20 protein-coding genes are annotated in these 25,177 nt (G+C 64.1%); 14 read left to right on the plus strand and 6 right to left on the minus strand.

What is annotated here, in order from left to right; genetic code table 11:
• Window positions 1-2 precede the first annotated feature (2 nt).
• Window positions 3-3,107 (plus strand): efflux RND transporter permease subunit, encoded by a 3,105-nt coding sequence (locus GEU84_RS11450; protein WP_152825490.1) that lies wholly within the window; start codon window positions 3-5, stop codon window positions 3,105-3,107.
• Between the two features lie 15 nt (window positions 3,108-3,122).
• Window positions 3,123-3,902: a MipA/OmpV family protein gene (locus GEU84_RS11455; protein ID WP_152825492.1), complete on the plus strand. Its 780-nt coding sequence runs from the start codon at window positions 3,123-3,125 to the stop codon at window positions 3,900-3,902.
• 92 nt (window positions 3,903-3,994) lie between these two features.
• On the opposite strand, the gene GEU84_RS11460 is transcribed toward GEU84_RS11455, so the two are convergent.
• Window positions 3,995-4,873 carry an NAD(P)H-binding protein gene (locus tag GEU84_RS11460; RefSeq protein ID WP_152825494.1) on the minus strand — a complete coding sequence of 293 codons (879 nt, stop codon included), beginning with the start codon at window positions 4,871-4,873 and terminating at the stop codon, window positions 3,995-3,997.
• Window positions 4,874-4,976: 103 nt separating this feature from the next.
• Here GEU84_RS11460 and GEU84_RS11465 point away from each other — a divergent pair, with 103 nt between their 5' ends.
• Entirely contained in the window at window positions 4,977-5,942 is a 966-nt protein-coding gene (locus GEU84_RS11465) for an AraC family transcriptional regulator (RefSeq protein ID WP_152825496.1), read from the plus strand.
• A 41-nt stretch (window positions 5,943-5,983) separates the two neighbouring features.
• On the opposite strand, the gene map is transcribed toward GEU84_RS11465, so the two are convergent.
• Together map and GEU84_RS11475 are read right to left on the minus strand one after the other, a co-directional pair.
• Window positions 5,984-6,736, minus strand: coding sequence for a type I methionyl aminopeptidase (gene map, locus GEU84_RS11470; protein WP_152825498.1), 753 nt, complete (start codon window positions 6,734-6,736; stop codon window positions 5,984-5,986).
• Between the two features lie 349 nt (window positions 6,737-7,085).
• Window positions 7,086-7,973 carry a LysR family transcriptional regulator gene (locus GEU84_RS11475; RefSeq protein WP_152825501.1) on the minus strand — a complete coding sequence of 296 codons (888 nt, stop codon included), beginning with the start codon at window positions 7,971-7,973 and terminating at the stop codon, window positions 7,086-7,088.
• A gap of 236 nt (window positions 7,974-8,209) precedes the next feature.
• Here GEU84_RS11475 and GEU84_RS11480 point away from each other — a divergent pair, with 236 nt between their 5' ends.
• Window positions 8,210-9,214 (plus strand): aldo/keto reductase, encoded by a 1,005-nt coding sequence (locus GEU84_RS11480; RefSeq protein WP_152825503.1) that lies wholly within the window; start codon window positions 8,210-8,212, stop codon window positions 9,212-9,214.
• 371 nt (window positions 9,215-9,585) lie between these two features.
• On the opposite strand, the gene GEU84_RS11485 is transcribed toward GEU84_RS11480, so the two are convergent.
• Window positions 9,586-11,091 carry an amidohydrolase family protein gene (locus GEU84_RS11485; protein ID WP_217438558.1) on the minus strand — a complete coding sequence of 502 codons (1,506 nt, stop codon included), beginning with the start codon at window positions 11,089-11,091 and terminating at the stop codon, window positions 9,586-9,588.
• A 94-nt stretch (window positions 11,092-11,185) separates the two neighbouring features.
• On the opposite strand from GEU84_RS11485, the gene GEU84_RS11490 reads away from it, so the two are divergent.
• From GEU84_RS11490 to GEU84_RS11520, 7 genes are all read left to right on the plus strand, one after another.
• Entirely contained in the window at window positions 11,186-12,082 is an 897-nt protein-coding gene (locus tag GEU84_RS11490) for an enoyl-CoA hydratase-related protein (protein WP_217438559.1), read from the plus strand.
• A gap of 22 nt (window positions 12,083-12,104) precedes the next feature.
• Entirely contained in the window at window positions 12,105-12,962 is an 858-nt protein-coding gene (locus GEU84_RS11495) for a CoA transferase subunit A (protein WP_174539808.1), read from the plus strand.
• On the plus strand, window positions 12,952-13,695 hold the full coding sequence (locus tag GEU84_RS11500) for a CoA-transferase subunit beta (protein ID WP_174539809.1): 744 nt from the start codon (window positions 12,952-12,954) through the stop codon (window positions 13,693-13,695). Before GEU84_RS11495 ends, GEU84_RS11500 begins: the two co-directional genes overlap by 11 nt.
• Window positions 13,695-14,906, plus strand: coding sequence for a CaiB/BaiF CoA transferase family protein (locus GEU84_RS11505; RefSeq protein WP_152825512.1), 1,212 nt, complete (start codon window positions 13,695-13,697; stop codon window positions 14,904-14,906). Before GEU84_RS11500 ends, GEU84_RS11505 begins: the two co-directional genes overlap by 1 nt.
• The gene (locus tag GEU84_RS11510; protein WP_152825514.1) at window positions 14,903-15,334 is read left to right on the plus strand and encodes a VOC family protein; all 432 of its coding nucleotides are present in this window, start codon (window positions 14,903-14,905) and stop codon (window positions 15,332-15,334) included. The genes GEU84_RS11505 and GEU84_RS11510 overlap by 4 nt, the downstream gene beginning before the upstream one ends.
• 49 nt (window positions 15,335-15,383) lie before the next feature.
• Window positions 15,384-16,331 (plus strand): LysR family transcriptional regulator, encoded by a 948-nt coding sequence (locus tag GEU84_RS11515; RefSeq protein ID WP_152825516.1) that lies wholly within the window; start codon window positions 15,384-15,386, stop codon window positions 16,329-16,331.
• Between the two features lie 110 nt (window positions 16,332-16,441).
• A complete protein-coding gene (locus GEU84_RS11520; RefSeq protein ID WP_152825518.1) occupies window positions 16,442-17,014 on the plus strand; it encodes a nuclear transport factor 2 family protein in 573 nt (190 codons plus the stop codon).
• Window positions 17,015-17,515: 501 nt separating this feature from the next.
• Here GEU84_RS11520 and GEU84_RS11525 read toward each other — a convergent pair.
• Both GEU84_RS11525 and GEU84_RS11530 read right to left on the minus strand, forming a co-directional pair.
• Window positions 17,516-18,997, minus strand: coding sequence for an aldehyde dehydrogenase family protein (locus tag GEU84_RS11525; protein ID WP_152825520.1), 1,482 nt, complete (start codon window positions 18,995-18,997; stop codon window positions 17,516-17,518).
• Window positions 18,998-19,141: 144 nt separating this feature from the next.
• Entirely contained in the window at window positions 19,142-20,653 is a 1,512-nt protein-coding gene (locus GEU84_RS11530) for an MmgE/PrpD family protein (protein WP_152825522.1), read from the minus strand.
• A 29-nt stretch (window positions 20,654-20,682) separates the two neighbouring features.
• On the opposite strand from GEU84_RS11530, the gene GEU84_RS11535 reads away from it, so the two are divergent.
• From GEU84_RS11535 to GEU84_RS11545, 3 genes are all read left to right on the plus strand, one after another.
• Window positions 20,683-22,107: an MmgE/PrpD family protein gene (locus tag GEU84_RS11535; RefSeq protein WP_152825524.1), complete on the plus strand. Its 1,425-nt coding sequence runs from the start codon at window positions 20,683-20,685 to the stop codon at window positions 22,105-22,107.
• Between the two features lie 32 nt (window positions 22,108-22,139).
• The gene (locus tag GEU84_RS11540) at window positions 22,140-23,459 is read left to right on the plus strand and encodes an MFS transporter (protein ID WP_174539815.1); all 1,320 of its coding nucleotides are present in this window, start codon (window positions 22,140-22,142) and stop codon (window positions 23,457-23,459) included.
• 80 nt (window positions 23,460-23,539) lie between these two features.
• The gene (locus tag GEU84_RS11545; RefSeq protein WP_174539816.1) at window positions 23,540-25,177 is read left to right on the plus strand and encodes a GMC family oxidoreductase; all 1,638 of its coding nucleotides are present in this window, start codon (window positions 23,540-23,542) and stop codon (window positions 25,175-25,177) included.

A 25,177-nucleotide genomic window follows, 5' to 3' on the forward strand; every position in this document is an offset into this window, starting at 1 on the left:
CGATGTTCCTGACCCGGATCAGCATAGCGCAGCCCGTTTTCACCACGATGATGATGGTTGCCATCGTGGTGCTTGGCCTTGCGGCCTGGCGAACCCTGCCGATCGACCGCTTTCCGCCGCTGGATTTCCCGGTGGTCGTGGTTTCGACCCCGTGGTCAGGCGCCACGCCCGAAGCCATCGAGGCGGAGATCACCCGCCCCATCGAGGATGCGGTCAGCACGATCGCCGGGATCGACACGGTGACTTCAACTTCGGCGCAGGGCCATTCCTCGGTCGTGATCCTTTTCACGCTGGAAACCGACAGCCGACAGGCGGCGCAGGACGTGCGTGACCGGCTGGCAACCGTCGTGCCCGATCTGCCCGCTGCCGCCGATGCCCCGCAGGTGGTGCGGTTCAACCCGCTGGACGATCCGGTTCTTTCGCTGGCGATCAGCGGACCGGGACACCCGCCGGACACGATGACCCGGCTGGCGCGTGATGTCATCCTGCCCGCGTTGACCGCTGTCGAAGGCGTCGGTGCTGCCACGCTGATCGGCGCGACCGAAGGGCAGATCGAGGTGCAGGTCGATCCCGACCGGTTGCGGGCACATGGGCTGAGTGTGGCAGAGGTGATCGCGGCGATCCGTGACGGCAACCTTCTGGCTGCGGCAGGCGAAATTCGCGGCGGCAGCGCCTCGCGCCCGGTTCAGGTCAATTCCGAGGCCCGATCACCCGCCGAGCTTGGTCAGTTGATCCTCGCGCGGACGGGCGGGGCAGAGGTGCGGTTGTCGGATGTGGCGATGGTCCTGCGGACCAGCCGGGATGCTGACAGCCTTGCGTTTCAGAATGGCCAGGCCGCGCTGGCCGTGGACATCATCAAGGTCGACGGGGCGAACATCGTCGATCTTGCCGCCAAGGTCGAAGCCGCAATCGACACGCTGAACGTATCCGGCCTGCCCGAGGGCGTCAGGATCGACATCCTGCTGAATGCGTCGACGGAAATTCGCAATATTTACAAAACAGTGCGCGCTACATTGTTAGAAGGCGCCGTTCTGGCGGTGCTGATCGTCTTTGTCTTTCTGAACTCGTGGCGATCAACCGTCATCACCGCACTGACCTTGCCGATCTCGTTTCTGGGAACCTTGGCGGTAATCTCGGCGCTGGGGTTCTCGCTGAACATGCTGTCGATGCTGGCGCTGACCTTGTCGGTCGGCATCCTGATCGACGACGCGATCATCGTGCGGGAAAACATCACCCGGCACCTGCGGATGGGCAAAAGCCACGCCGCCGCCGCGCTGGACGGCACCCGCGAGATAGGTCTGGCCGTGCTGGCCACCACGTTGGCGCTGTGCGCGGTGTTTCTGCCCTTGGCGTTCATGGAAGGCATCGTGGGGCGGATGTTCGTCCAGTTCGGCGTCACCGTGGCTGTTGCGGTTCTGATCTCGATGTTCGTGAGCTTTACGTTGGACCCGATGCTGTCGAGCGTCTGGCATGATCCGGACTCCGAGCCCGGGGCCAGGCGTGGGCCGGTGGGCCGTGCCATCGAAAGGTTCGAGCACGCCTTCGAACGCATGGCCGGCGGCTACCGCCACGTGCTGGGCCATAGCCTGCGCTGGCCCAAGACCACCATCGCGCTGGCGCTTGCCACGTTTTTCGGGGCCCTGGCGCTGTTGCCGCAGGTCGGATCAGAGTTTCTGCCGAAGACCGATGAAAGCCGCATCGACATCGCCGTAAAGACCGCAGTCGGGTCGTCGCAGAACTACACCGCGCTCAAGGCGACGCAACTCACCAGTCTGCTGCGCAAATTGCCCGAAGTGGCCAGCGTTTACACGACGGTCGCGGCGGGCAACGGAGCCGCTTCGAACGAGGCGGCGCTGGTGGTGACGCTGAACCCACCGGGCGCGCGCACCGCATCGGCCGAAGGGCTGGTGCCGGTCCTGCGCGACTGGCTTACGCAGGTTCCCGGTGTCGAGGTGTCGATTGCCGCTGCGGGCGGGGTGGGCGCGGATGATGCGCCGGTCAATCTGACCGTTTCAGGGACCGATCCCGTCGATCTGGACGTGGCGTCGGCGCAGATCCTGACGGCGGTCTCTGCCGTGCCGGGGCTGACGGACGTCCGGCTTTCCACCGGCGAGGCCTGGCCGATGGTGGATTTCCTGATCCTGCCCGATGTGATCAGCGACCTCGGCCTGTCCGCCGCAACGGTCAGCGCGGCGCTGCGCAGTCTTGTCGACGGCGAAGAGGTGGCGGACCTGAAATGGCGCGACGGAGTGATCGAGCCGATCGTGCTGCGCCTTCCCGAGGCGTCGCGCAATGATCCCGACCAGATCGCACGCCTTCCCTTGGCGGCGGCAGGCGGACGCCTGATCAGCCTGTCGGAGGTGGCAAACTACACCGAAAATCTCGGTCCGACCCGGATCGAGCGGAAGGATCGCATCCGCGCCATCACCCTTTCGGCGGGATTGGACGGTCGCACCCTTGGCGAGGCAATGGCCGACATCGACCACGCCATCGCGGCGCTGGATCTGCCGCCCGGCATCTCGATCACTGTCGGGGGGGATGCCGATCTGATGGGTGACACGATGGCCGACATGGTCATGGCGCTGGGGTTGGCCGTTGTCTTCATCTACATGGTTCTGGCCAGCCAGTTCGCGAGCTTTCTGCAGCCGATTGCGATCATGGCGTCGCTGCCGCTGGCGTTCTCGGGGGTGGTGCTGGGGCTGCTGGTCGCGGGATCGACGCTGAATCTCTATTCGATGATCGGCATCGTGATGCTGATGGGTCTGGTGGTGAAGAACGCCATCCTGCTGGTCGACCACGCCAACCAGCTTTGCCGCGCCGGGCACCCGCTGCGCGAGGCGCTGGCCGAGGCGGGCGTCACCCGGTTTCGCCCGATCATGATGACAACGCTGGCGATGATCCTCGGGATGCTGCCACTTGCGCTCGCGATCCATCCGGGCAGCGAACAAAGCGCTTCGATGGCGCAGGCCGTCATCGGCGGGCTGATCAGTTCCACCGCGCTGACCCTTGTGGTGGTGCCGACGCTGCTGGTCTGGCTTTCGAACCTCGCGGACTGGGTGCACCGGATTTCGGGCGCCGCTGCCGGGCAACCTCATTCACAAACCTGAAAAAAGGATATCAGGATGACCACTTCAAGAACCCTTCGGGGCAGTCTTGCGCTTGCTGTTTGCGTCGCGGCACTGCAACCGGCCCAGACACTGGCGCAAGAGGGCGGCCTGCGCGGCGGCAGTTTCACCGTTGGCCTGTTCGGATTTCAGGGCGACACGGCTTACGGTTTCACAGAAACCGCCGCCGTGCCTTTCGTTGAATACGAGAACGACCATTTCAAGATCGGCGTTCCATCTGTGGATGTAAAGCTGCCCTGGATCTCATCCGAACAGCTCAGCTTTGGCCTCACGGTGGATTTCTTTGGCGGCGAGGGCGGGTATGAGGCTGGCGATGCGCCGATCCTGAACGGCATGGCGGACCGCGACGGCGGTGTCTGGGCCGGGGCAACGATGGGCTGGCGATCGGACCTTGTTGATCTGTCCTTCGCGGCCATGACGGATGTCACCGGCGACAGCGACGGCAGCAGCTTCAAGCTGGAGGCCTCACGCTCTTTCGTGGCCTGGGACAGACTGATGATCACCCCGAAGCTTGCGGCTGTCTGGCTGGATGACAACGCGGTTGACTACTACTACGGCGTCCGCGCGGGCGAGGCCACAGCGTCCCGTGCGCAATATTCCGGGTCATCGACCGTCAACGTCGAAGGTGGGATCACCTTCGGCTACATGCTGGCCGAACGGCACATGCTGCTGCTGGACCTTGGCGTGACCAAACTTGGCAGCGGTATTGCGGACAGCCCGATTGTCGTGGACGACATGCTGACGAAGGTCGGCCTGGGCTATGTGTTCAAGTTCTGACGGCGACGAGTTGCCAGACAGCCCGTCAAACCGGTGGGTCGCCACACACAGGCGTGGCGACCCTGAGGATTGCGAACATTTGGCCCCTGTGGTCAGGACAGCAGGGCGGGCCGCAGTTCGGTCTGGCACCACACTTCGAACGTCGTTGGCGTGTTCGTGCGCGGGGCAGGGCGGATCATCGTATCCATGCCTTCGTTCTTGGCTGTCAACATCTCGACATAGGCTTGGGCGATGCCTTCACTTGCGCCGTTGGCCCGCAGCATCCCGGCGAATTGGTCCATCGACATTTCTTGGAACCCGATGGCTTTGCCCAGAACCGTCGACATCGTCGCCGCCATCTCGACAAAAGAGATGTCGTCGGGGCCGCACAGCGGCACGTCCTCCACGCCGGTCCAGTCCGGCGACAGCAGAAGGCGCGCCACCACGTCCGCCACATCGGATTTTGCGACTTGAGGAAGCTGCAGATCCCCCGGCGTCGGCGCGAAAAACATGCCCAGATCACGGACCGGCTCCACCTGACGCATCAGGTTATCCATCAGCGACGCACAGGTAAGCGCGCGATAGGCGACACCCGTGGCACCGATCAGGTCATCCATCCGCAGCGTTGCGGTGACGTGGCCGGCAGGCTTTGGCCAACCACGGCCAAGGGCCGAAATCGCGACGACATGCGTGACGTCCGACAGGGGCAGGGCCTCGCAGAACGGGCGGCTGAAGTCGACATACGCGGCCTCGGCGCTGGGTTCGGTCGGATTGCCCGGTGGCAACCAGAACACGGCAGTAACCCCGCCGAGCGCCCTTTGGACAACGCCAGCGTCGCCGTGCGACCCGTGAACGATGTCGACCCGCGCGGCGATGTCGTGCGGCAACCGTGCGGGTTCGCGGCAGATCACGCGGACATGCGCCCCTGCGTTCAGCACATGTCGCAAGACACGTGCGCCGATGTCGCCTGTTGGTGTGGTGATCAGGATCATGTCGATGCCTCCAGATTGACTTTTACCGGACTTACCCATCAGATTTCGAACTGGCTATGTTCAGGAGGCCGAGTTTTTGTCGTCGTCGTTCAAAGTCGCAGAAATGGACCCGCTGTCCGAAATCATTTCCATGCTGCACCCCCATGCCTGCGTCGCGGCGGGACTGGACGCGGGGGGTGACTGGTCCATCCGTTTCGAACGCCACGCCGGATTGAAATGCAATGCCGTTCTGAAGGGGCGCTGCTGGCTTTGCGTCGATGGATCAAAGCCGGTGATCCTTGAAGCTGGCGATTGCGTGATCCTGCCCCATGGCCGACCGTTCGTGATCTCTTCGGCCCCGGCGCAAGAGGGCGTGGATGCCGGTTCGGTCTATGCCCCGGTGCGGCACGGCGGCACCGCGGTCTATGGCGGCGGCGGCGATTTCTTCATGGCCAGCAGCCGATTTCTGCTGTCTGGCACGATCGGTGACATGCTGTTGCGTGGGTTGCCCGCGGTCCTCGTGATACGCTCGGAACCCGAGTTTGCGGCGCTGCAGTGGTCGCTGAACCGCATCGCACAGGAACTGCGCGAGCCAAAGCCGGGCGGGGCGCTTTCGATCGAACACCTCGCGCATTTTGTCTTGCTGCAAGTGATGCGCCAGCATCTTGCGACGGCCCCGCATCAGACCGGCGGCTGGCTTGCCGCCGTGGCCGACCCCTCTATCGCCAGGGCGGTGTCTGCCATGCATGCAGATATCGCGCGGCCCTGGACCGTTCAGGACCTTGCATCGCGTGCATCCCTTTCGCGCACCAGCTTTGCCGTCCGGTTTCGGCATGTGACGGGTCAGACGCCGATGCAGTATCTTGCCGAATGGCGGATTCTGGTTGCGGGCGACCGTTTGCGGCGCACCAAGGTGCCGATCGCACGGGTAGCCGCAGAGGTCGGATACGCGTCGGAAAGCGCCTTTTCCGTTGCCTTCAAGCGCATAACAGGCCGGTCCCCACGACAATATGCCGATGATCCCGATGCCCGGGGCCAGGACGGGGACAGATGCCTTGTCGTTCCAGAACGGCGGTTGGCTGCTGGGTGATTAAAGGCTGCGCCGTGTTGCAGTCTCGCGTCTCTCAGCCTTCAGGCGGGCAGGGTGAGGATGATCGCACCGCGACGGGTGGCCACGACGGTGTGTTCGTATTGCACCACCGGCGCCTTTGGCCGGCTGAACAGCGTCCAGTCATCCTTGCCACCCGGGGCCGCCCACATGCCGCCGCGCGACAGGAACGGCTCGACCGTCAGCACAAGGCCAACGTGCATCCGCCGTTTCTCGCGCTTGTTGGGCCAAGTCGCAACCTCTTGGGGCTCTTCATGCAAGGCCCGACCGACACCGTGGCTGGCAAGGTTCTGGATCAGGGTATAGCCGCGCTTTGCCGCGAATTTGCCGATGGCGTTGCCGATCCCGGCCAGGGGTTTGCCATGCCCGACCTGCGCGATGCCGATCTGCATGGCCCGCTTGCCGTCGCGGCACAGCTGTTCCAGCGAGGGCTGCACCGCCCCAAGGTGGAACGTCGCCCCCGTATCGGCAAAATAGCCGTTCAGCGACGCCGAGACGTCGATGTTCACCAGATCGCCCGTGGCAAGCTTGCGGTCACCAGGGATGCCATGTGCGATCTCTTCGTTGACGCTGATGCAGGTGGTGCCCGGAAAGTCATAGGTGGCCTGCGGTGCCGAGATGGCGCCCTCCCGGTCCAGCAATGCGCGGCCTATGTCGTCCAGGTCGCGCGTGGTCATGCCGGGTTCCATTGCCCCTGCCATCGCGTGCATCGTGTTCGCGACAATTCGGCCGATCTTCTGCAGGCCGTCAAGCTCGTCTTGGTGGGTGATTGTCATCTTGGCCTCAGGGAACATTGGAAAAGATTGCGTGGCCCTAGCATCTTGGGGCCGGTTTGTCCCGCCCCGAAATCCCTGCACCGCTGGGGGCACGACCCAGGTAGGGGGTGTGGCTCGGCACGCGGGGCCGCCGACGTCATCTGTTCCGGCCAGACGCCCGCCCTCAATCCAGATACCGGCTTTCGCGTCCGCTCGGGCGGCGGTGTCCAGGACCAGGAACGAGATCAGTGCCCGAAGCGCCGGGGGGTGTGCCGACGGCTTGGATGATAAAGGTAAAAGCCCGGAAACGGTTTGCACCACGGGTCAAGCACATGCACAAGCCTGCCATCGGCAACCAAGTTCGGCCTGCTCATCGCTGCGCCTGGATGAAGGTCACGAAGGCGCGCAGGCCGGCCGGCATCAGCCTTCGTTCAGGATAATACAGGTATGGGCCGGGAAAGGGTGGGCACCAATCGGCCAGAACCTGCTCCAGCCGACCGGCGGCCAGACCTTCGATGCAATGCTCCTCGAACAGCAGCGCAAGGCCGAGGCCCCGCTCCGCCGCCTGCACCTGCACGGAGGGTTCGCTACATGCAAGCGAACCGCTGGGCGTGATCGACTTCTCGACCCCCGCTTTCCTGAACGTCCAGCCAAACCGATTGCCGCCTGGGAACAGTTGGGCAAAGCAGTTGTGACCGGCTAGCCCGTCAGGTTCCAGAGGGCGCCCTTTGCGGTCAAGATAATCCGGCGCGCCGACGACGATCAGGCGCTGATCCGCGCCAAGCGAGACCGCGATCATGTCCTGTTCCAGCGCCTCGCCATAGCGGACACCGGCATCGAACCCCCGGCCCACGACATCGACAAAGCCATCGTCGGCCACGACCTCGACGCTCATCCCGGGATGACGCAGCAGAAAGGCCGTGACCAGCGGGCCCAGCCTGAATTCGAGCGCCGGGCGCGGTCCATTGATCCGCAGCGTGCCGACGGGAACTTCGTCACTGGTCCGGGCGGCGGCCACGGCTGACGCAATCTTGGCCAGCGCCGGTTCGACCTCGGTCAGCAGGGCGGTGCCGGCTGCGGTCAGCGCCACGCTGCGCGTGGTCCGGTTGAACACCCGGATGCCAAGATGCTGCTCGAAATCGCGCACCCGCTCGCTGAGCGCGCCCGGCGCCATGCCCAGTTCGGCTGCGGCGCGGCGGAAGTTCAGATGCTTGGCGACGACGGACAGCATGTGCAGCCGGTTGAGGTCGCTCTTCATGATTGTATCTCGATAACCGAATGACCCATTCCGAATTGATCATCTAAACACATACTAAGTGCAAGGCTATCTTCACATCGGAAGTCGGAAGTTCGTTCGTTGACAGCAGGTTGGATCGCGCCGTTCCAAAGCGGCATCCGCCTTTTGGCACGGCGCAGCACGCCCGGGCGCAGCGAACATGACCGGCTTCTTCGAACCCCGAAGACCGAACCTCGCCACCCCAAAGGAGATTGACCATGACACGCAAGCTTGGAACTGACGGCCCCGCCGTTTCGGCCATCGGCCTCGGCGCAATGGGCATGTCGGACCTGTACGGTCCGTCCGACCGTGCCGAAAGCATCGCCACCCTGCACGCTGCACTTGAAGCAGGCGTGAACCTGATCGACACCGGCGACTTCTACGGCAGCGGGCACAACGAGATGCTGATCGCCGAGGCGCTTGCCGGTCATCGGCGCGAGGATGTGGTGCTCAGCGTCAAATTCGGCGCCCTGCGCGACCCGGCAGGCGGCTGGGGCGGCAATGATTGCAGCCCGCGCGCCATGAAGAATTCGCTCGCGCAGAGCATGCAACGGTTGCGGACCGACTACATCGACGTCTACCGGCCTGCGCGGCTCGACCCGAACGTGCCGATCGAGGACACCGTGGGCGCGATGGCCGAGATGGTGCAGGCAGGATACATCCGGCACATCGGCCTGTCCGAAGTGTCGATGGAAACGCTGCGCCGGGCGCATGCTGTCCACCCGATCGCAGACCTGCAGATCGAGTATTCGGTGATCTCCCGCAGCCCGGACGCGATCCTGAACGAACTGCGTGACCTCGGCGTCGGCCTGACGGCTTACGGTGTTCTGTCACGGGGCCTGATCAGCGGCCATTGGAACAAGGCGCGCGAAGGCGAACGCGATTTCCGTGCGATCAACCCTCGGTTCCAGGGTGAAAACCTTGACCACAACCTGCAACTTGTCGAACGGTTGCGGGCGATGGCGCAGGCGAAGGGCATCACTGTTGCGCAACTGGCCATCGCCTGGGTCATGGCGCGTGACCCGTTGGTTGTGCCGCTGGTCGGCGCGCGAACCCGCGAACGTCTTGGCGAATCTCTGGGTGCAGGCACAGTCCAGCTCAGCAAGGAGGACATGCGCGAGATCGACCAGGCGCTGCCGCATGGCGCAGCGGCGGGCGAGCGGTACAACGCCTATCTGATGCAGGGGCTTGACAGTGAAGCCCGAACGGCAGCGAACGGATAGAGCAGCGCCGAAGACCATCGGGCCCCGATTTTCGGCGATCTGGCGCGGATCATCGAAAGCCGAAACCCAGGATAGCGGAACAAGACTGCCGAGCGTTTCACGTCGGCAAAGCCGTGCCTGCCAGGGATTACAGCACCGACAGACGCAATCCGGCCCGATCCCGCTGGCGAAGGCGCGCCATCAGGGCCGCAAAACAGTGATCGCAAGCTTCGCTTGCGCATCTGAGCTGGAAGCTGGGCGTCAGCCCCAAGATGGTCGTGAAATGCCTGAAACGCGCGGCCGTCGCGCAACTGAAGGTCGCCCGATTGGACTGCGCTTGACGGTTCTGTCAAAGGCCTATGAAATGACAAACGCTGCGGCATGCGCCCCGGTCACGCATTGTGGATGCGGCCCATGGTCCCGGCCGTGTGGGGCTGCGGGTACCAAGTCCCGTCGGCGGGAATGCCGGCGCGCGAAAACAGCTCGTCCCGGGCCCTTTCCATACGCTGCTTGACCGCCACCATATCGAAGTCCTGCATCTTGCCGTTGAATTTCACCGGCCGCCCTGCAACAAGAACAGTCACTACATTGCCGGCATGTGCGGACTCGACGACGGCACCGACAGGATAGTTCAGCGGGAACATGTTGGGCGAGGCGGTCTCGATCACGATCAGGTCTGCCTCCTTGCCCGGTGTCAGCGATCCGATGCGATGGTCAAGCCCGCAGGCCCGTGCCCCGTCAATCGTCGCGAATTCCAGTATCTGGCGGCTGGTCACAACGGGCCGGTCGCGGATCTCGTCCCGGTCGAGCGCCTCGGAATTCACCTGCGCCCGGGCTGCGCCCATCATCGCGCGCATCGCGCTGAACATGTCGCCGCCGATTGAGGTGGTCACGTCAATCGATATTGAGGGCCGGAGGCCGCGACGCAGGGCCCGCAGGGTTGCGGGCCAGCCGTGCCCCATGTTCAGCTCGACCTCGGGAGAGCAGGACACATGGCCGCCGCTTTCCGCGATCAGATCCATCTCGTCCTCGGCCAGACTGCAACAGTGGACATAGATGGTGTCGGCAAACAGCAGACCGCGGCTGTGCAGCTTCGAGACCGGCCGCTGCTTGCCCCAATGGCCGCTACCCGCATGGACCGTGATCCGCAGGCCCAGATCCCGCGCCGTGCGGAAGTCGACCTCGGTCACGTCCAGCGTCGCATATTGCGGGCCGCGCGCTGCGAAGGCCATCGTCCTCAGCCCGTCGTCGCCGGGGAAATACCGCTGCCTGACGCGGCGCAGGTCGTCGAAGTCGGTGGACAGGGAACTGACGGGGATCCATTCCGCATTCGAATTGCCGTAACCATAGACAGCACGTATTCCGGCGTCAAAGAGCCCGGTCACCCCACCGTCAGCATGGTCGGGGCTGTTGTTGTTGTGCGACCAGTCATAGAGCGTCGTGATCCCTGCGTGCAGGCATTCGATGGCCCCGCAGTAATTGGCCACATACATGTCCTCGGCACTGTAGTGCCCCCCGATCACGCCGCGCACGCCGCCGAAATACTGGCCAAGGCTCCAGTCGACCGCGGTGTTGCGCAGCAGGCATTGCCAGGTGTGGCGGTGGGTATCGACAAAGCCGGGCATCAGGATCTGGCCCGTGCAATCGACCACTCTTGCCTCGGGCGCGTGTATGCTCGGTCGCAGGGCGGCGATATGGCTGCCTTCCACCAGAAGGTCGCAGCCGGTCAGGTCGCCCAACTGCGAGTCCATGGTCAGGACGGTGGCGTTGCGGAACAGGATTTGGGCGGGCATGTCGATCCCCTGATCGCTGCGTTTGCCGGCATTCTGGCCTGTGCGGCTGTGCCGCGACAATACCGATTCGATATTGCTTCCATGCCGCACGGGGTCATCGCGCAAGGGCATCGGCCTGATCGCAAATCAGTCTTTCCTACGGCTTCGAGGGATCGGTAACTCTGCTGGCCAGTCGAGGAGTGCATGGAAGGAAGCCCCCGTGAGCACAAGAGTTTCGCCTGGCATCGCAGCTGCCGCCCCGGACACCTATCAGGACATCCTTTTCGAGGTGAAGGACAACGTCGCCTGGATCACCATCAACCGGCCGCGTTTCCGCAACGCCTTTCGCGAGCAAAGCCTGGACGAGATGATCCACGCAGTTTCGAGCACGCGCGAGGATCCGACCATCTGCTGCGTTGTGATCACCGGGGCAGGGGACAAGGCCTTTTCGGCCGGCGGCGACTTCACCGCGATGATGAAGCTCAACCGCCAGAACGCCCATATGTGGAACGACCGCATGCTGGGTCTTGCGATGACGATCCGCGGGCTGTCTGTTCCGGTCATCGCGATGGTCAACGGCTATTGCATGGGTGGCGGCCACGAGCTGGCATTGTGGTGCGACCTGGTCATCGCGTCGGACAATGCCGTGTTCGGGCAGACTGGTGCCAAGGTGGGCGCCTGTCCGACGGTAGGTGCGACGCAATACATCCCCCGCATCATCGGCGAGCGCCTGGCGCGCGAGATGATTTTCCTCGCGCGCACGTTCACGGCGCAAGAGGCTGTGCAGATCGGGCTGATCAACAAGGTCGTTCCGCAGGACCGTCTGCTCGCCGAAACGCTGGCGTGGTGTGAAAAGATCAAGGGGCATTCCTCGCAGACGATCCGCGCCACCAAGAAGTCGCTCAACCACGAATCCGACGCCCTTTATCCGTCCTGGCAACAGGGGATGGAACTCTTGGCGAACATCTGGGGCACAGAGGAGAGCATCGAAGGGATGCAGGCCTTCCTTGACAAGCGCAAGCCCGACTTCATGAAGTTCCGGCAAAGCAACAAGGACGCTCTGGACCGCTATGTGGCAGACTTCGCCAATGACCGGAATCAGCGTTCCGATGCCTGATCCGGTATCAGGGACCAAGGTCATGTCCCTGGAGCAGGCGATCCGGGGGCTCGTGCCGTCCGGGTCGCTTGTCTTCGTGGGGGGGTTCGGCCAGTGCGTCCCCTTTGCGGCCGGGCGCGAAATCGTCCGCCAGGGCGTCACCGGTTTGACACTCTGCCGCACCGGGGCGGACATCCTGTTCGACCTTTTGGTGGCGGCCGGTGCGGCGAAAGAGATCGTCGTGGGCTGGTTCGGCAACCCTGGAATCGGCATCTCACATATCTGCCGCAGGGCGCTGGCCGAAGACCGTCTGCGCCTGCGCGAGACCAGCAATTTCGGCCTTCTGCTGCGGCTGGAGGCGGCGGCCATGGGGCTGCCATTCCTGCCGACGCATGTCCTTGCCGAGGGCGATCTTGTCCCTGACGGTGGTCGCCGCAGCGTGGTCTGCCCTTTCACCGGGCTTGAATTGACAGCGGTGCCGGCGCTGGTGCCGGATGTTGCGCTGGTCCATGCGCACAGGGCCGACCCGCTGGGCAATGTGCAAAGCAGCGGCATCTTGGGCGATACGCTGGCCGGCGCACGGGCAGCGCGCAGGATCGTTGTCACTGTGGAAAAGATCGTTGACCCTGCTGAAATCCGCGCAGACCCGGGCAGCACCATCCTTCCGGCCCATCTTGTCTCGGCGGTCGCAGAGGTGCCATTCGGGGCATGGCCGTCGTATGTCGATGGCGTCTACGACCGCGACGATGATTACTACAGGGCATTCGACCGGCTTTCGCGCGACCCGGCGTGGGTCGACAATTGGGTGCAAGACACCCGGACCGGGGTGGCCGAGGTGGTAGCTCCGGCCCGCAAGGCGGCGCTTGTCCAGGCCGCGCATGAGCCGCCCCATGCAGCCTGATCCCGCGACACTGGCCATGGCGTGGCATGCCGCGCAAGATCTGGCCGATGGCGAGGTCGCCTTTGTCGGGATCGGGGCGCCGGGCCTGGCGGCCATGATCGCGCGGCGCCTGCATGCGCCCGGCATCACCATGATCTTCGAATCCGGGGTGATCGGAGCGGACCCCGACAAGCCACCGCTTTCGACCGGCAGCCCGTCGGTGGCACGGGGCGCGGCGATGCTGGGCAGCATGATGGACGTCTTCGCCGCGCTGCAGAAGGGGATCATCGACGTGGGCCTGCTGTCGGGGGCCGAGGTGGACAGGTTTGGCAACCTGAACAGCACCGTCATCGGTCACTATGACCGGCCGACAGTTCGGCTTCCCGGCTCGGGTGGGGCGCATGACATCGCCGTGCTGGCCCGCCGGACGGTGCTGCTGATGCCGCATGAGCCCAAACGGTTTGTCCAGCGCGTCAGCTATGTGACCAGTCCGGGGCATCCGGGTGTAGGGCCGCGCCGGCCCGGCCCTGGCCGCGGGGCAGGTCCGGCGGCGCTGGCAACGCCCCGCGCGCTGTTTCGGTTCGACGATGGCGAGATGACGCTGGCTGCGGTCGCGCCCGGCTTCACGGCGGATCAGGCGGTCGAGGGGATTCCCTGGGTGGTGAGGCGACGTCAGACGCTGGCCTCACTGCCGCCCCTGCCTGCGCTGGATGGGCCAGCATTCCATTTCATGCACAAAGGAGGAGCCGAGTGATGGGGCCACTTTCCGGCATCAAGGTTCTTGATCTGACCCGGGTTCTGGCCGGGCCGCTTTGCACGATGACGCTGGGCGATCTGGGGGCCGAAGTGATCAAGGTAGAGTCGCCACAGGGCGACGAGACCCGCGGCTGGGGGCCGCCCCACGCGGGCGGCGAGGCGGCCTATTTCCTGGGTGTCAACCGCAACAAGCGCAGCATTGTGCTGGACCTGAAGTCGGACGAAGGGCGGCAGGTCGTGGAGCGGCTGATGCGCGAGGCCGATATCCTGGTCGAGAACTACAAGAGCGGCACACTGGAACGGTGGGGTTTTGGCGAGGAGTGGCGTCTGGCCCATGCGCCGCAGCAGGTGCGCTGCTCGATCACCGGCTACGGGCCGTCCGGCCCTCGTTCGGCCGATCCGGGATACGACTTCATCCTTCAGGCCGAGACCGGGCTGATGTCGATTACCGGCGCCCTCGGCGGCGAGCCAACCAAACATGGCGTGGCGATCGTCGACATTGCGACCGGGCTTTATGCCACGATCGCAATTCTCGCCGCGCTCCGCGCACGGGAGCAGACCGGAGCAGGCCAGGCGGTAAGCGCATCGCTTTACGAGACCGGCATATCGCTTCTTGCCAATGTCGCCTCGAACCATCTGGTGTCGGGCCGCGAGGCCGGGCGCTTCGGCAACGGCCATCCCAACATCGTTCCCTACCGGACCTTTGCAACCCGCGATGGGGATATCGCGCTGGCAGTCGGGAACGACATGCAGTTTGCCAGGCTGGCGCGATTGGCTGGAAAGCCGCAATGGTCGGACGACCCGCGGATGCAAACCAATGTCGCCCGCGTCAAAAACCGCGATCTGGTCGACAATGCCGTGGCCGAGGCGATGGCGGATCAGACCGCAGCATGGTGGCTGGCCGAACTCAAGGCAGCAGGCATTCCTTGTGGCCGCGTCAACAGTGTGTCGGATGCCCTGAGCGACGCGCAGACCCTTGCGCGGGACATGATTCTGGACACCGATCATCCGACGGCGGGGCCTTTGCGGCTGCTGGGCTTTCCGTTCAAGCTTGCCGCGACGCCGCATTCGATGCGCCGCCCGCCGCCGCTGTTGGGCGAGCATACCGCGCAGGTTATCGACGAGCTTGGCCTTGGCGAAGCGCTTCGGTCGGCGCTGCTGGACCAGACCGGGCCAGACGCCATACTTGCGCACGAGGCCAGGACATGACTGCGGTGCCGCCCGGTTTTTCGCATATCGGGATCGCCGTGCCAGATCTGGAGGCCGCGGTGGCGCATTGGCAGGCGGTGCTGGGCGTTGCCGCAGGGCCCGTGCTGCGCAACGAGGCGCAGGGCGTCCAGATGCAGAGGTTCGACTTGGCGGGGGCGCAGATCGAACTGCTGTCGCCACTGGGCGACCGAGGGCCACTAGCCGGCTATCTCACGCGCAATCCGCGTGGCGGGCTGCATCATCTGGCGTTTGCCTCGACCGATCTGGAGGCCGATCTGGCCCGTCTTTTGCAACTGGGCGTCGTTCCGATCGGCCAGCCGGGCAGGAATGTGATGGGGCAAAGAATGGTTTTCCTGCAGCCCGCTTCCATGCAAGGATTGCTCATCGAACTGCAGGAGGCAGACGCTGCCGTGACGGATGGGGGGTGACGGGTGGAGGAAAGAATGACTGTTTGGCCGAAACAGCCGGGCTGAAGGAATGGAGCTTCGCCAACTTCGGTATTTCGCATCAATTGCGCAGCACCAAAGCTTTACGAAGGCTTCGGAGAAGCTTTTCATTGCCCAGCCGGCCCTGAGCCGACAGATCATCGCGCTGGAGGACGAACTGGGGGTCAAGCTTCTGTTGCGGACCTCGCGGGGCGTCGAACTGACAGATGAGGGCCGCCGACTTCAGGAGATGGCGGAATACGTCCTGCAGTTCATCGGAGAGATAAAGCCCAGCCTCGCTTCGACCTCGACGGGGCTGACGGGAACTGTGGTGGTGGGACTGCCGCCTTCGCTGGCCTACCTGATTGCACCGGCCCTGATCGCACAAGTTCGCAACAGTTTCCCCGGACTGACGGTCAAGATCATAGAGGGGCTGAGCGTCTTTCTCAGCGAATGGCTGGAGCAGGAACGGATCGATATCGCTCTGCTGACCGACCCCGCACCCGCCAAACTGGTCGACTATCGCAAGCTGGCTGAAGAAGACATGGTTCTTGTCGGCACCTCGCGCATCCTGGCCGGGACTGCGGACACGATACCGTTTCGCGATGTGGTGCAATTTCCACTTGCCATTACCAACGGCTTTCACCGCGTGCTCGAACCATGGTTTGCCGCTTATCGCATCTCGCCACGCTACGAAGTCGAGATGGACAGCATACCGGTCCTGAAAGAAATGGTGCTGCGCGGGCTGTATTGCACCGTATTTCCGTATTCCATGGTCCATGAGGAAGTCGCCGAGGGTCGGCTGCTGGCGGTTCACCTGACCAACCCGGCGATCCGGCGCCAGATCACTTCGGGAATGAACGCGCGTCGGCCGATTTCGATGGCTATCCGGACGGTCGAGGGGTTGCTAGTCGAGCAGCTCCGACTCTTGCCCAAGTGCGCCGGAGAGGACCGCCCGATCACGGTATCGGACAGCGCCACATTGCCGCGGCAGCCATAGCCGAGAAGCATCAAGCAGATCGCCAATCGGTCTTGGGAGCGCGGATCCGATCCGGGCTAGCCTGCCTAGAAGGGCCCCTGGGGATCTGGTGGCGACAGTTGGAGGCGACGATGACGGAAAGTGACAACCTGCTGCTGGCAATCTTGCGCGACGAACGCGAGATTGTCCGCGTGATCCAGACCTATGCGCGCGGGTCGGACCGCAAGGATTTCGCGATGATGCGCAGCGCCTATCACGACGGCGCCATCGACAACCACGGGCCCGTCAACGGCGATGTGGACGACTTCCTGCGTTGGTCGAGCGGGCGGCAGGACCACGTGGCATCGTCGCTTCATCTGCTGGGCTCACCCGTCATCGACATCGCCGGAGACGTCGCCGTGGCCGAGACCTGCTGCCTGCTGTATCATTGGATTTCCGCGGGCACGGGAAACCCGCCCCTGCCAGCCCATACGGTCACGATGGCTTGCCGCTATGTCGACCGTTTCGAACGGCGGCAGGGCCAATGGAAGATCGCGCACCGGACGGTCGCCTATGACGGTATCCGACGAGAGTTCCGCGACGTCCATGGTCCCGAACCCATCGCACCGGGCTTCACCATGGGGCGGCGTTCGAAAGATGACATCATCTACCGCGCCCTTGCCGAACTTCAGTCGGCCCGGGACGAGCCTTCTTCGGGAGCCTAGGCTCGCGCCCCGGCGCGGCGCACCAGAAGACGATAACCGCGATGGTTCGCGTTATGGCCCTTGCGGGCGAGGTGGCGGGTGGGTGCAGAGCTTGCCAATAGATGCGGGGCCGCGCAGGTATCGGCGCGGTTTCGCGGGTTGGGCCCGGGTCAGGAATGAGGGCCTGGCCACGCGCGCAACCATCTGTGGATGCACCTATTTTGGTGGCTGGACCACCGCGCGAGCGCCGATGGCAACCTGTCCCGGGCGGCAGGCCACATGTCAGTCCGGGCGCTATCCAGCCCGCCGGGCAATTTCGCCTGTGCTGCGAGGCAACAAGGCTGCGCCCGGAGTTCACGATGGCTCCACCGCTTGATCCGGCTGTAGAGCGTCGTCGAAGAACCACGATCAGCCGGGCAGGCGCCTCATCGGCATCCGATCCGCAAGGCGCGGAACGATGCCACCGATGACGCGCCGCTTACTCACCCGCCACGCAACCGACTGGTGCCCGAGGTTTGTAACCTAAAGGCCGACGACGACCGACTTGATCTCCGTGAAAGCTTCGACCCCCGGCCGGCCATGTTCGCGGCCCCAGCCCGACTGCTTGTAGCCGCCAGAGGGAACCGAGGCATCACGTTGGGCACCGTTGATATTGACAAGCCCGGACTTGAGCTTGCGGGCGATGCGATGCGCCAGTGAAAGGTCGCGCGTCCAGACATAGGCCGCAAGGCCATACAGTGTGGCATTGGCCTCCTCCAGAGCCGCCTCGAGATCATCATAGGCCTCGGCGCAAAGCACCGGGCCGAACACTTCGTTTTGTCGGACCGACATATGCCGGCTGGTGTCAGTCAGGACTGTCGGTGCCATGAAGTAGCCGGGTCGGTCGATCCGGTGCCCGCCGGTAACGACAGTGGCGCCTTCGTCCCGTGCGGTCTGGCAATGGGCCAGGATCCTGTCAAGCTGGAGCTGTGACACGACCGGGCCGAGGTCAGTTCCGGGCTCGGTGCCCGCGCCCACGCGAAGACGGGCAGCATGGTCGACAATGCCGGCCATGACCCTGTCGAAGACCGAGCGATGTGCATAAAGGCTGGCGCCGGCCGAGCAGACCTGACCTGCATTGAAGAAGATGCTGTTCGCGGCTGCGGGGATGGCGCGGTCCAGATCCGCGTCGGGAAGGATGATGGTCGGCGACTTGCCCCCGAGTTCGAGTGTCACGCGCTTCAGATTGCCCTTCGCCGCATCAAGCACCAGCTTGCCCACGGCGGTTGACCCTGTGAAAGAGATCTTGTCCACCCCCGGATGGGCGCAAAGCGCCGCGCCAGCATCCTGGCCATGGCCGGTAACGACATTTACCACCCCCGGCGGAAAGCCCGCTTCCTGCACCAGTTCTGCCAGGCGAAGCGCTGTCAGAGGTGTCTGTTCTGCCGGTTTCAGGACCACGGTGCAGCCTGCCGCCAAGGCCGGGGCAATCTTGTTGGCGGCCTGGAACAGCGGAAAGTTCCACGCAACGATCAGCCCCGCCACGCCCACAGGCTCGCGCAGCGTATAGGCGTGCCAGGTCTCGGGGCCCATGGAACTGAGCGTTTCGCCCGCGATCTTGTTCGTCCATCCCGCAAAGTAACGAAAGCGTTCGGCAGCATCGGGCACGTCAACCCGCAGGGCCGAGGCGAGCGTCTTGCCATTGTCCAGGCTCTCGATCAGTGCCAGTTCCTGGGCATTCTCGTCGATCAGCCCGGCGAGTTTCCACATCAGCTTTGCGCGCTGCGACGCCGGGGTGGCGGACCACGCGCCTTCGAAGGCGGAGCGGGCGGCGCTGACGGCCAGGTCGATGTCCTGCGCGTCACCCCTTGCGACCGTTGCGATGATTCTGCCAGTGGCAGGGTCGCTGGTCGTGAAGGTCTGGCCGGATGCGGCGCTCGTCCATTCGCCATTGATGAAAAGCCCGTGATGCCGGGCCAGGAAGGACTCGACACGGGCGGTTACGGTAAGGTCAGTGTTGACCATTGCATGGCTCCTTCTGGTGCTATGGATGCCGCGGCTTCCGGCTCCGTCTTTGATGTGCCGCGGTCTTTCCGCGTCGGCTGCGGTCGGGCTCGTCCGGCGTGCCTCTGGTGGCGCTCTCGACAAGGCGCGCTTATGCGGGGTCCTTCATTCGGGTGAACAAAGGCGGGTGATCGCACGCATGTCCTGCAGGCTTTCTATCTGCCACAGGGTCTGCAGCAGGCGATCAGCCTTCAGTCCACCGCGGTTAAGCCGTGCCAGGGCGATGAACTTCTCGTTCAGGGCCGCGTTATCCAGCGGGCTGGCCGGGCTGCCGCGCGCATGCTCGACGTTGGCCATCAACACTCCGCCATCGGTCAGATGCACCTCGATCCGTGCGCCATCGAGGTCAATGCCGGGGGCCGCCATGGCCGTGACCTTCTGGCGCAACCGGCGGACATCCGGCCGCGACACGGCGGCATCCGAAAACTCCTCGACGCCCATCCGACCGGTCAATAGGGCACAGGCCACGGAATGCTGGATGCTGAGCTTGGCCTCGCGGCCCAAAAGCACGTCGGCACGGTTGGCGCGCTCGATCAGCAGGGGGTGGCCGGTGACGACAATGCGCGCAATGCGGCCCTCATCGACCTTGCTTGAGAGTTGCAGGGCGGCGTCGATGACCGGGCCCAGGACCACGCCGCAGGGATAGGCCTTGAGGGCGTTGTTCTCGATCTCCCAGCGGTGGCCCAGGTTGTCGACAAGGGGCGCGGGGTGCGCATCCTTGGACGCCACCGCCAGAAATCCGCCCGGCCCTTCGATCGCGTCAGGTGCCGCACCAAGACCCGACCCCGCGAAAGTCGCGGACAGCAGGCCGTCCCGCGCCGCGGCCCCGACACTGACGCTCTTGGCGGCGCTGCCCAGGTTCTCGACCAAGCCGCCCGCTCGCGATGCGGCGATACCCATGGCCGAGATCAGCGACGGCAGGTCAAGCCGCAGAATCCTGCCCGAAACCGCGGCGGCGGCGATGATGCCGCAGGTCGCCGTGACATGCGCGCCGCGCCGGTAGTGTCCGGGTGATACTGCCAGACCTAGGCGGCAGGCCAGTTCGATACCCAGAACCAGTGCGGTCAGGAAGTCGCGACCCGACACCCCACCCTGTTGGGATAGCGCCAAGAGCGGCGCGAAAACGACTGCAGTCGGGTGGATCACGGTGGGAAAATGCGTGTCGTCGAAATCGAGCACATTGGCACTTGCGGCATTGATGAAGCTGGCGCTGGCCCGGTCAAGCACCTCGTGACGGCCAATCACTACTGCCTGCGGAGGTCCGCTCAGCGGACGCAGGGTCGACAGCAGCCTTTGGATCGCGAAGTCCTGCACTCCTCCCAGCGAGTTGCCGACCGCATTGATCAGGCACCGGATACCCAGCGCGCGGATGTGTGGGGGCAGGTCGTCCCACTGCGTTTCCCGTACAAATCTTGCAACGCGGAACGTCGCGCTGTCATCGCCTGCGTCGTCGCTCGCGTTCATCGCCCCGCTCGATCCCGATCCATATGCGAGGACAATCTGGGGCAGGCTGCGCGAGGCGAACAATACCGTTTTGCGATATGCGCCATCGCGGATCAGTCTTTGAGTCCGGTCGGTGCGCTCCCTAAAGTGGCAAAAGTCGGGCTGGTATCGCATGTCATTTCGGCTGGCGGGAGGAGTCGACCATGACCAATGTGTTGGACGCCAATCCTGGTGTGGCCAGGCTGGGCGCGGTGACCGCCGCGATGGCGGATTTCATTGACAACGCAACTTACGAGAATCTTCCGCCCGTTGTTGTGCACGAGGCGCGACGCGCCTTGGTCAGCTTTGTCGGCACCTGTTTTGCTGGTGCTCGCGATCCGGCGATTGAGAGGATCTTTCGCGTCTTGCAGGCTAACGCCGCGCCACCCTCATTCAGTTTGATCGGGCGAGCGGAAAAGACCGGGCTGTCGGAGGCTATATTTCTGAACGCGGCTTCGGCCAATGTCCTCGATTTCGACGACACACATCTTCCGACCCTTGCCCATCTGGGTGCGCCGATCTGGGCGGTGGTGCTGGCGCTTTGTGAACAGCGCCGCATTTCCGGTCGAGAGGCAATCCTGGCTTTCCTTCTGGGCGCTGAAACCGCGTGTCGGCTGGGCGCGATTCTGGGGCGAGAACATTACGACCGGGGGTGGCATGTCACCACGACCACCGGGGTGATCGGGGCCGCCGTCGCCGCTGCCCGGCTTGCGGCGCTGGATCGGCAAAGCATGGTCTGGGCGATTGGCATTGCCGCCAACCAGGCTGCGGGCCTGTGCCGCAACCTGGGGAGCAATGCCAAGAGCCTGGCCGTGGGCGGCGCGGCGCGCGACGGCTATCTTGCGGCGGTTTTTGCCGAGGCGGGAATCGACGCTTCGGGCGCCGCGCTGGACGGGCCGCGCGGGCTGATCCGGGTGATGTCGTCCAGCTTCATGACTGACATCGCCCCGGAGGATCTTGGAACACGGTGGGAATTCCTTGGAAACAGCCACAAGCGCTATCCGCTTTGCGCACAACTGACGGCGCTGGTGGAGGCGAGCCTGTCCCTGCGCGCCGCGCCGGGCTTTCATGTCGAAGGACTGCATGAACTGACCGTCAGCGTCCCTGCTGCCCTTTGCCGGATAGCAGACCGTCCCGCTCCCCGAACCGGGCGCGACTGTGCCCTGAGCATCCAGCATGCGGTGGCGGTGACCTTGCTTTACGGATCCCCGGGGCTGGCGGCATTCGGCGATGACGCCGCATCGGACCCCGCCATCGTGGCCTTGCGCGCGAAGATCCGGGTGACAGCGATGGGCGATGCTTTGGCGACTGCCATGACCTTGGTGGCAGATACCCTGGATGGACGGCGGCATCTTGCCGTGGGGTCAGAACCCGGCGCACAGCCCATGTCCGACGACGATCTGACGGGCAAGTCTGTCGCGCTTGTATCTGTCGCCTGCCCCGCCGCAGAGGCTCAGCGCCTGATCACCAGGCTGTGGGACGTGGATGGGGTGCCCGACCTGGGGGAGCAGGTTGCGGGCCTTCAATGCAGGGCCCGCCCGGGGGCTACGACACGACAAGAAAAGTCGCGAGGACCGGCGGTGCAGTGACCGCGCGAACGCGAAATGGGGAGGAGAGGACTATGGACCAAAAGGAACGCCGCAAGGCGGTGGCATCGGCTGCGGCTGGCCACATGCTGGAATGGTATGATTTCGGCGTATATGCCTTCGTTGCCACCAATATTGCCATGCAGATATTTCCTTCGGACAATCCGACGGCATCGCTGCTGGCGACATTCGCGGCATTCGGGGTGGGGTTTCTGTCGCGACCGCTGGGAGCGGTCGTCTTGGGGCGCTTTGCCGATGTCAGGGGTCGCAAGGCGGCACTTCTTTTGTCCTTTGGCCTCATGGGTCTTGCCACCGTCGGCCTGGGCCTTGTGCCCACCTATGACCAGATTGGCATCGCTGCGCCGCTTCTGGTGCTGTTGCTGCGCCTGACGCAGGGCTTCTCCGGCGGGGGGGAGTTCGGCCCCTCGGCATCTTACATGGTGTCATGGGCCGGGCCCGGGCGACGCGGTCTTTTCGGCAGCTTCAACCAGATGGGCAGTGCGGTAGGCGCCCTTATGGGGTCGGGCATCGGCTTTGGCCTCAGCGCGGTGCTGACGCCCGAGCAGATGATGAGCTGGGGCTGGCGTGTGCCGTTCCTTTTCGGTGGGCTCTTGTTGCTGGTCGGCCTTTACCTTCGCCGCAATTCGCCCGAGGCACCGGAACAGCACCTGCGGCCGGTGCGGATCGACACGACGGGACAGGTTCCGGAATCCCTCGTAACCAAGGCGGTGCGGCTGTTCATTCTGGCCGGAACCTGGGCTGCCCCCTACTATCTGATCCTGTTCTACATGCCCACCTATGCGCAGCGCGTGCTGGGTATCGACCAGCGCAGCGCCTTGCTTGCCAGCACGCTGATCTTCATCGTCTATACCGCTTGCGTCCCTTTGGTCGGGCATTTGTCCGATGTGATCGGTCGTCGCCGGACGATCCTGATCGGCTGCGCCAGCTGCATCCTGCTTAGCTATCCGGCGTTCCTTTACATGACAACGATGGCCACCTTCGAAGCCTATTTGATTGGCCAGTTTGCCATGTCGATGTCGCTTCTGTTCATCTCGGCCACCTGCCCGACGACAATCGTCGAGCTGTTTCCGCCGCGCCGCATCACCTGGATCAACAGCAGCTACGCGCTGGCCTTGGCCATATTTGGCGGATTTACTCCGATGGCGGTGACCGCGGCGGTGTCGGCAACGGGGTCGCAACTGGCGCCGGTGGCCTTCATCATGGCCAGTTGCGCGATCTGCGCCATCAACGTCTTTGGCATGCGTGAGACCGCATTTCTGCGGGCGGTTCCCGAAGGCGAGGGCCCTGACCAACCCGCGCAGTCACCAGATCTTGCGTCTTCGCTCGCGCGTTAGCCCGAAGCAGAGACGCTGAAAGAACTGGCCCCGCCTTCTTGCGGGGCCAATGCCGAAATTCCCGGGGCAGCATGCAGACCATGAGTGACACCTTCGACTATCTCATCGTAGGCGCCGGATCGGCGGGCTGCGTGCTGGCCAACCGGCTGACCGAGGATGGCAGGATGACAGTTGCCCTGATCGAATCTGGTGGGCGTGACCGCAGCCCCTTGATCCATGTGCCGCTTGGCGTAGCGGGCCTTATCCGCCACCCGCGCCTGAACTGGCTGCACAAGACGGTTCCGCAGCGCCATGCGGCAGGACGCCGGATCGCCATGCCGGCGGGCCGGGTGCTGGGGGGCAGCAGCTCGATCAACGGCATGGTCTACATGCGGGGCCATCCCCTCGATTACGACGACTGGGCGAAAGCGGGCAACGAGGGGTGGTCCTACCGCGAGGTTCTGCCCTACTTCATACGCTCGGAAGACAATCTTACCTGGCGGCATTCCCCTTTCCACGGCACGGGCGGCAATCTCAGGGTCAGCGACCTCCGATCCATCAACGATGTGAGCCGGGCCTTCGTCGCTGCAGGCCTGTCGCTGCAATATCGCCCTTGCGCCGATTTTGCCGGGCCGGACCCCGAAGGCTTCGGCTACCGTCAGGTCACACAGCGCGATGGTCGGCGGGAATCAACGGCACGGGCATTCTACAATCCCGCAGCCCAACGACCGAACCTCACTCTGCGCCTTAGGCAGACGGTGCGGCGATTGGTTTTTCGCGAGGGCCGCGCCGTGGGTGTCGAGGTGGAGCGGGACGGTCAGACCCAGTTCCTGACCGCGCGACGAGAAGTGATCCTGACTGCGGGCGCGATCGGGTCGCCTGTGCTTCTGATGCGTTCCGGCGTAGGATGCGCGGCAGCGCTCGCCTCCAGCGGCATAACACCGGTTCATGATCTGCCGCAGGTTGGACGGAACCTGCAGGACCATGCCGCAGCGTCAATCCAGTTTCGCACCGACCATACTGGCCCCTACGGGATTTCCTGGAAAGTCCTTCCCCGCCTTGCATGGTCCGGAATCGACTACCTTCTGTTCCGTCGCGGGCTTCTCGCGTCCAATGCGCTGGAGGCAGCGGGTTTCATCCGCAGCCGCAATGATCTCGACCGGCCAGACATCCAGTATACATTCATGGCGGGCTCGCGCAGTGCGAATGGCCGAATCGGGCGCGGGCACGGCTATGGTGCCTCTGTTATCCTGCTACGGCCTGGCAGCCGAGGGGAGATAACGCTGGATCCCCAAAGTCACGCGCCCTTGATCGACCCGCGGTTCTTCGAGGACGATACCGATATTGACGCCCTGGTTCGCGGTATCCGTATTGCGCGGCGCATCTTTGCGGCAGAGGCGTTCAACGAATATGCTGGACGTGAAATCCAGCCCGGGCCGGATGTATTGGCGGACGAGGCGATAGCCGACTACATCCGCAATACCAGCGCAACGGCATTTCACCCGGTTGGCACCTGTCGAATGGGCCCTGACACAGGTTCCGTCGTCGATCCTCAGCTGCGGGTCCGCGGTCTCTCGGGGTTGCGAATTGCCGATGCCTCGGTGATGCCGAACATCGTATCGGGAAATACAAACGCGCCTACGATCATGATCGCGGAAAAGGCGTCAGATATGATCATGGGACGGCCTGCATTGGTCGCTGATGCGAAATCATCGACCACGGCATTCTGCCCTTTTTGA

Origin of the sequence: Fertoeibacter niger, assembly GCF_009380135.2 — a bacterium.
Classification (GTDB): domain Bacteria; phylum Pseudomonadota; class Alphaproteobacteria; order Rhodobacterales; family Rhodobacteraceae; genus Fertoeibacter; species Fertoeibacter niger.

Excerpts from the sequence above, each read along its gene's own strand:
- GEU84_RS11465 (WP_152825496.1), top strand. The coding sequence starts at position 4,977 with ATGGACCCGCTGTCCGAAATCATTTCCATGCTGCACCCCCATGCCTGC.
- GEU84_RS11515 (WP_152825516.1), top strand. The coding sequence starts at position 15,384 with ATGGAGCTTCGCCAACTTCGGTATTTCGCATCAATTGCGCAGCACCAA.
- GEU84_RS11455 (WP_152825492.1), top strand. The coding sequence starts at position 3,123 with ATGACCACTTCAAGAACCCTTCGGGGCAGTCTTGCGCTTGCTGTTTGC.
- GEU84_RS11535 (WP_152825524.1), top strand. The coding sequence starts at position 20,683 with ATGACCAATGTGTTGGACGCCAATCCTGGTGTGGCCAGGCTGGGCGCG.
- GEU84_RS11480 (WP_152825503.1), top strand. The coding sequence starts at position 8,210 with ATGACACGCAAGCTTGGAACTGACGGCCCCGCCGTTTCGGCCATCGGC.
- GEU84_RS11450 (WP_152825490.1), top strand. The coding sequence starts at position 3 with ATGTTCCTGACCCGGATCAGCATAGCGCAGCCCGTTTTCACCACGATG.
- GEU84_RS11495 (WP_174539808.1), top strand. The coding sequence starts at position 12,105 with ATGTCCCTGGAGCAGGCGATCCGGGGGCTCGTGCCGTCCGGGTCGCTT.
- map (WP_152825498.1), bottom strand. The coding sequence starts at position 6,736 with ATGACAATCACCCACCAAGACGAGCTTGACGGCCTGCAGAAGATCGGC.
- GEU84_RS11530 (WP_152825522.1), bottom strand. The coding sequence starts at position 20,653 with ATGCGATACCAGCCCGACTTTTGCCACTTTAGGGAGCGCACCGACCGG.
- GEU84_RS11460 (WP_152825494.1), bottom strand. The coding sequence starts at position 4,873 with ATGATCCTGATCACCACACCAACAGGCGACATCGGCGCACGTGTCTTG.
- GEU84_RS11520 (WP_152825518.1), top strand. The coding sequence starts at position 16,442 with ATGACGGAAAGTGACAACCTGCTGCTGGCAATCTTGCGCGACGAACGC.
- GEU84_RS11505 (WP_152825512.1), top strand. The coding sequence starts at position 13,695 with ATGGGGCCACTTTCCGGCATCAAGGTTCTTGATCTGACCCGGGTTCTG.
- GEU84_RS11525 (WP_152825520.1), bottom strand. The coding sequence starts at position 18,997 with ATGGTCAACACTGACCTTACCGTAACCGCCCGTGTCGAGTCCTTCCTG.
- GEU84_RS11510 (WP_152825514.1), top strand. The coding sequence starts at position 14,903 with ATGACTGCGGTGCCGCCCGGTTTTTCGCATATCGGGATCGCCGTGCCA.
- GEU84_RS11540 (WP_174539815.1), top strand. The coding sequence starts at position 22,140 with ATGGACCAAAAGGAACGCCGCAAGGCGGTGGCATCGGCTGCGGCTGGC.
- GEU84_RS11500 (WP_174539809.1), top strand. The coding sequence starts at position 12,952 with ATGCAGCCTGATCCCGCGACACTGGCCATGGCGTGGCATGCCGCGCAA.
- GEU84_RS11545 (WP_174539816.1), top strand. The coding sequence starts at position 23,540 with ATGAGTGACACCTTCGACTATCTCATCGTAGGCGCCGGATCGGCGGGC.
- GEU84_RS11475 (WP_152825501.1), bottom strand. The coding sequence starts at position 7,973 with ATGAAGAGCGACCTCAACCGGCTGCACATGCTGTCCGTCGTCGCCAAG.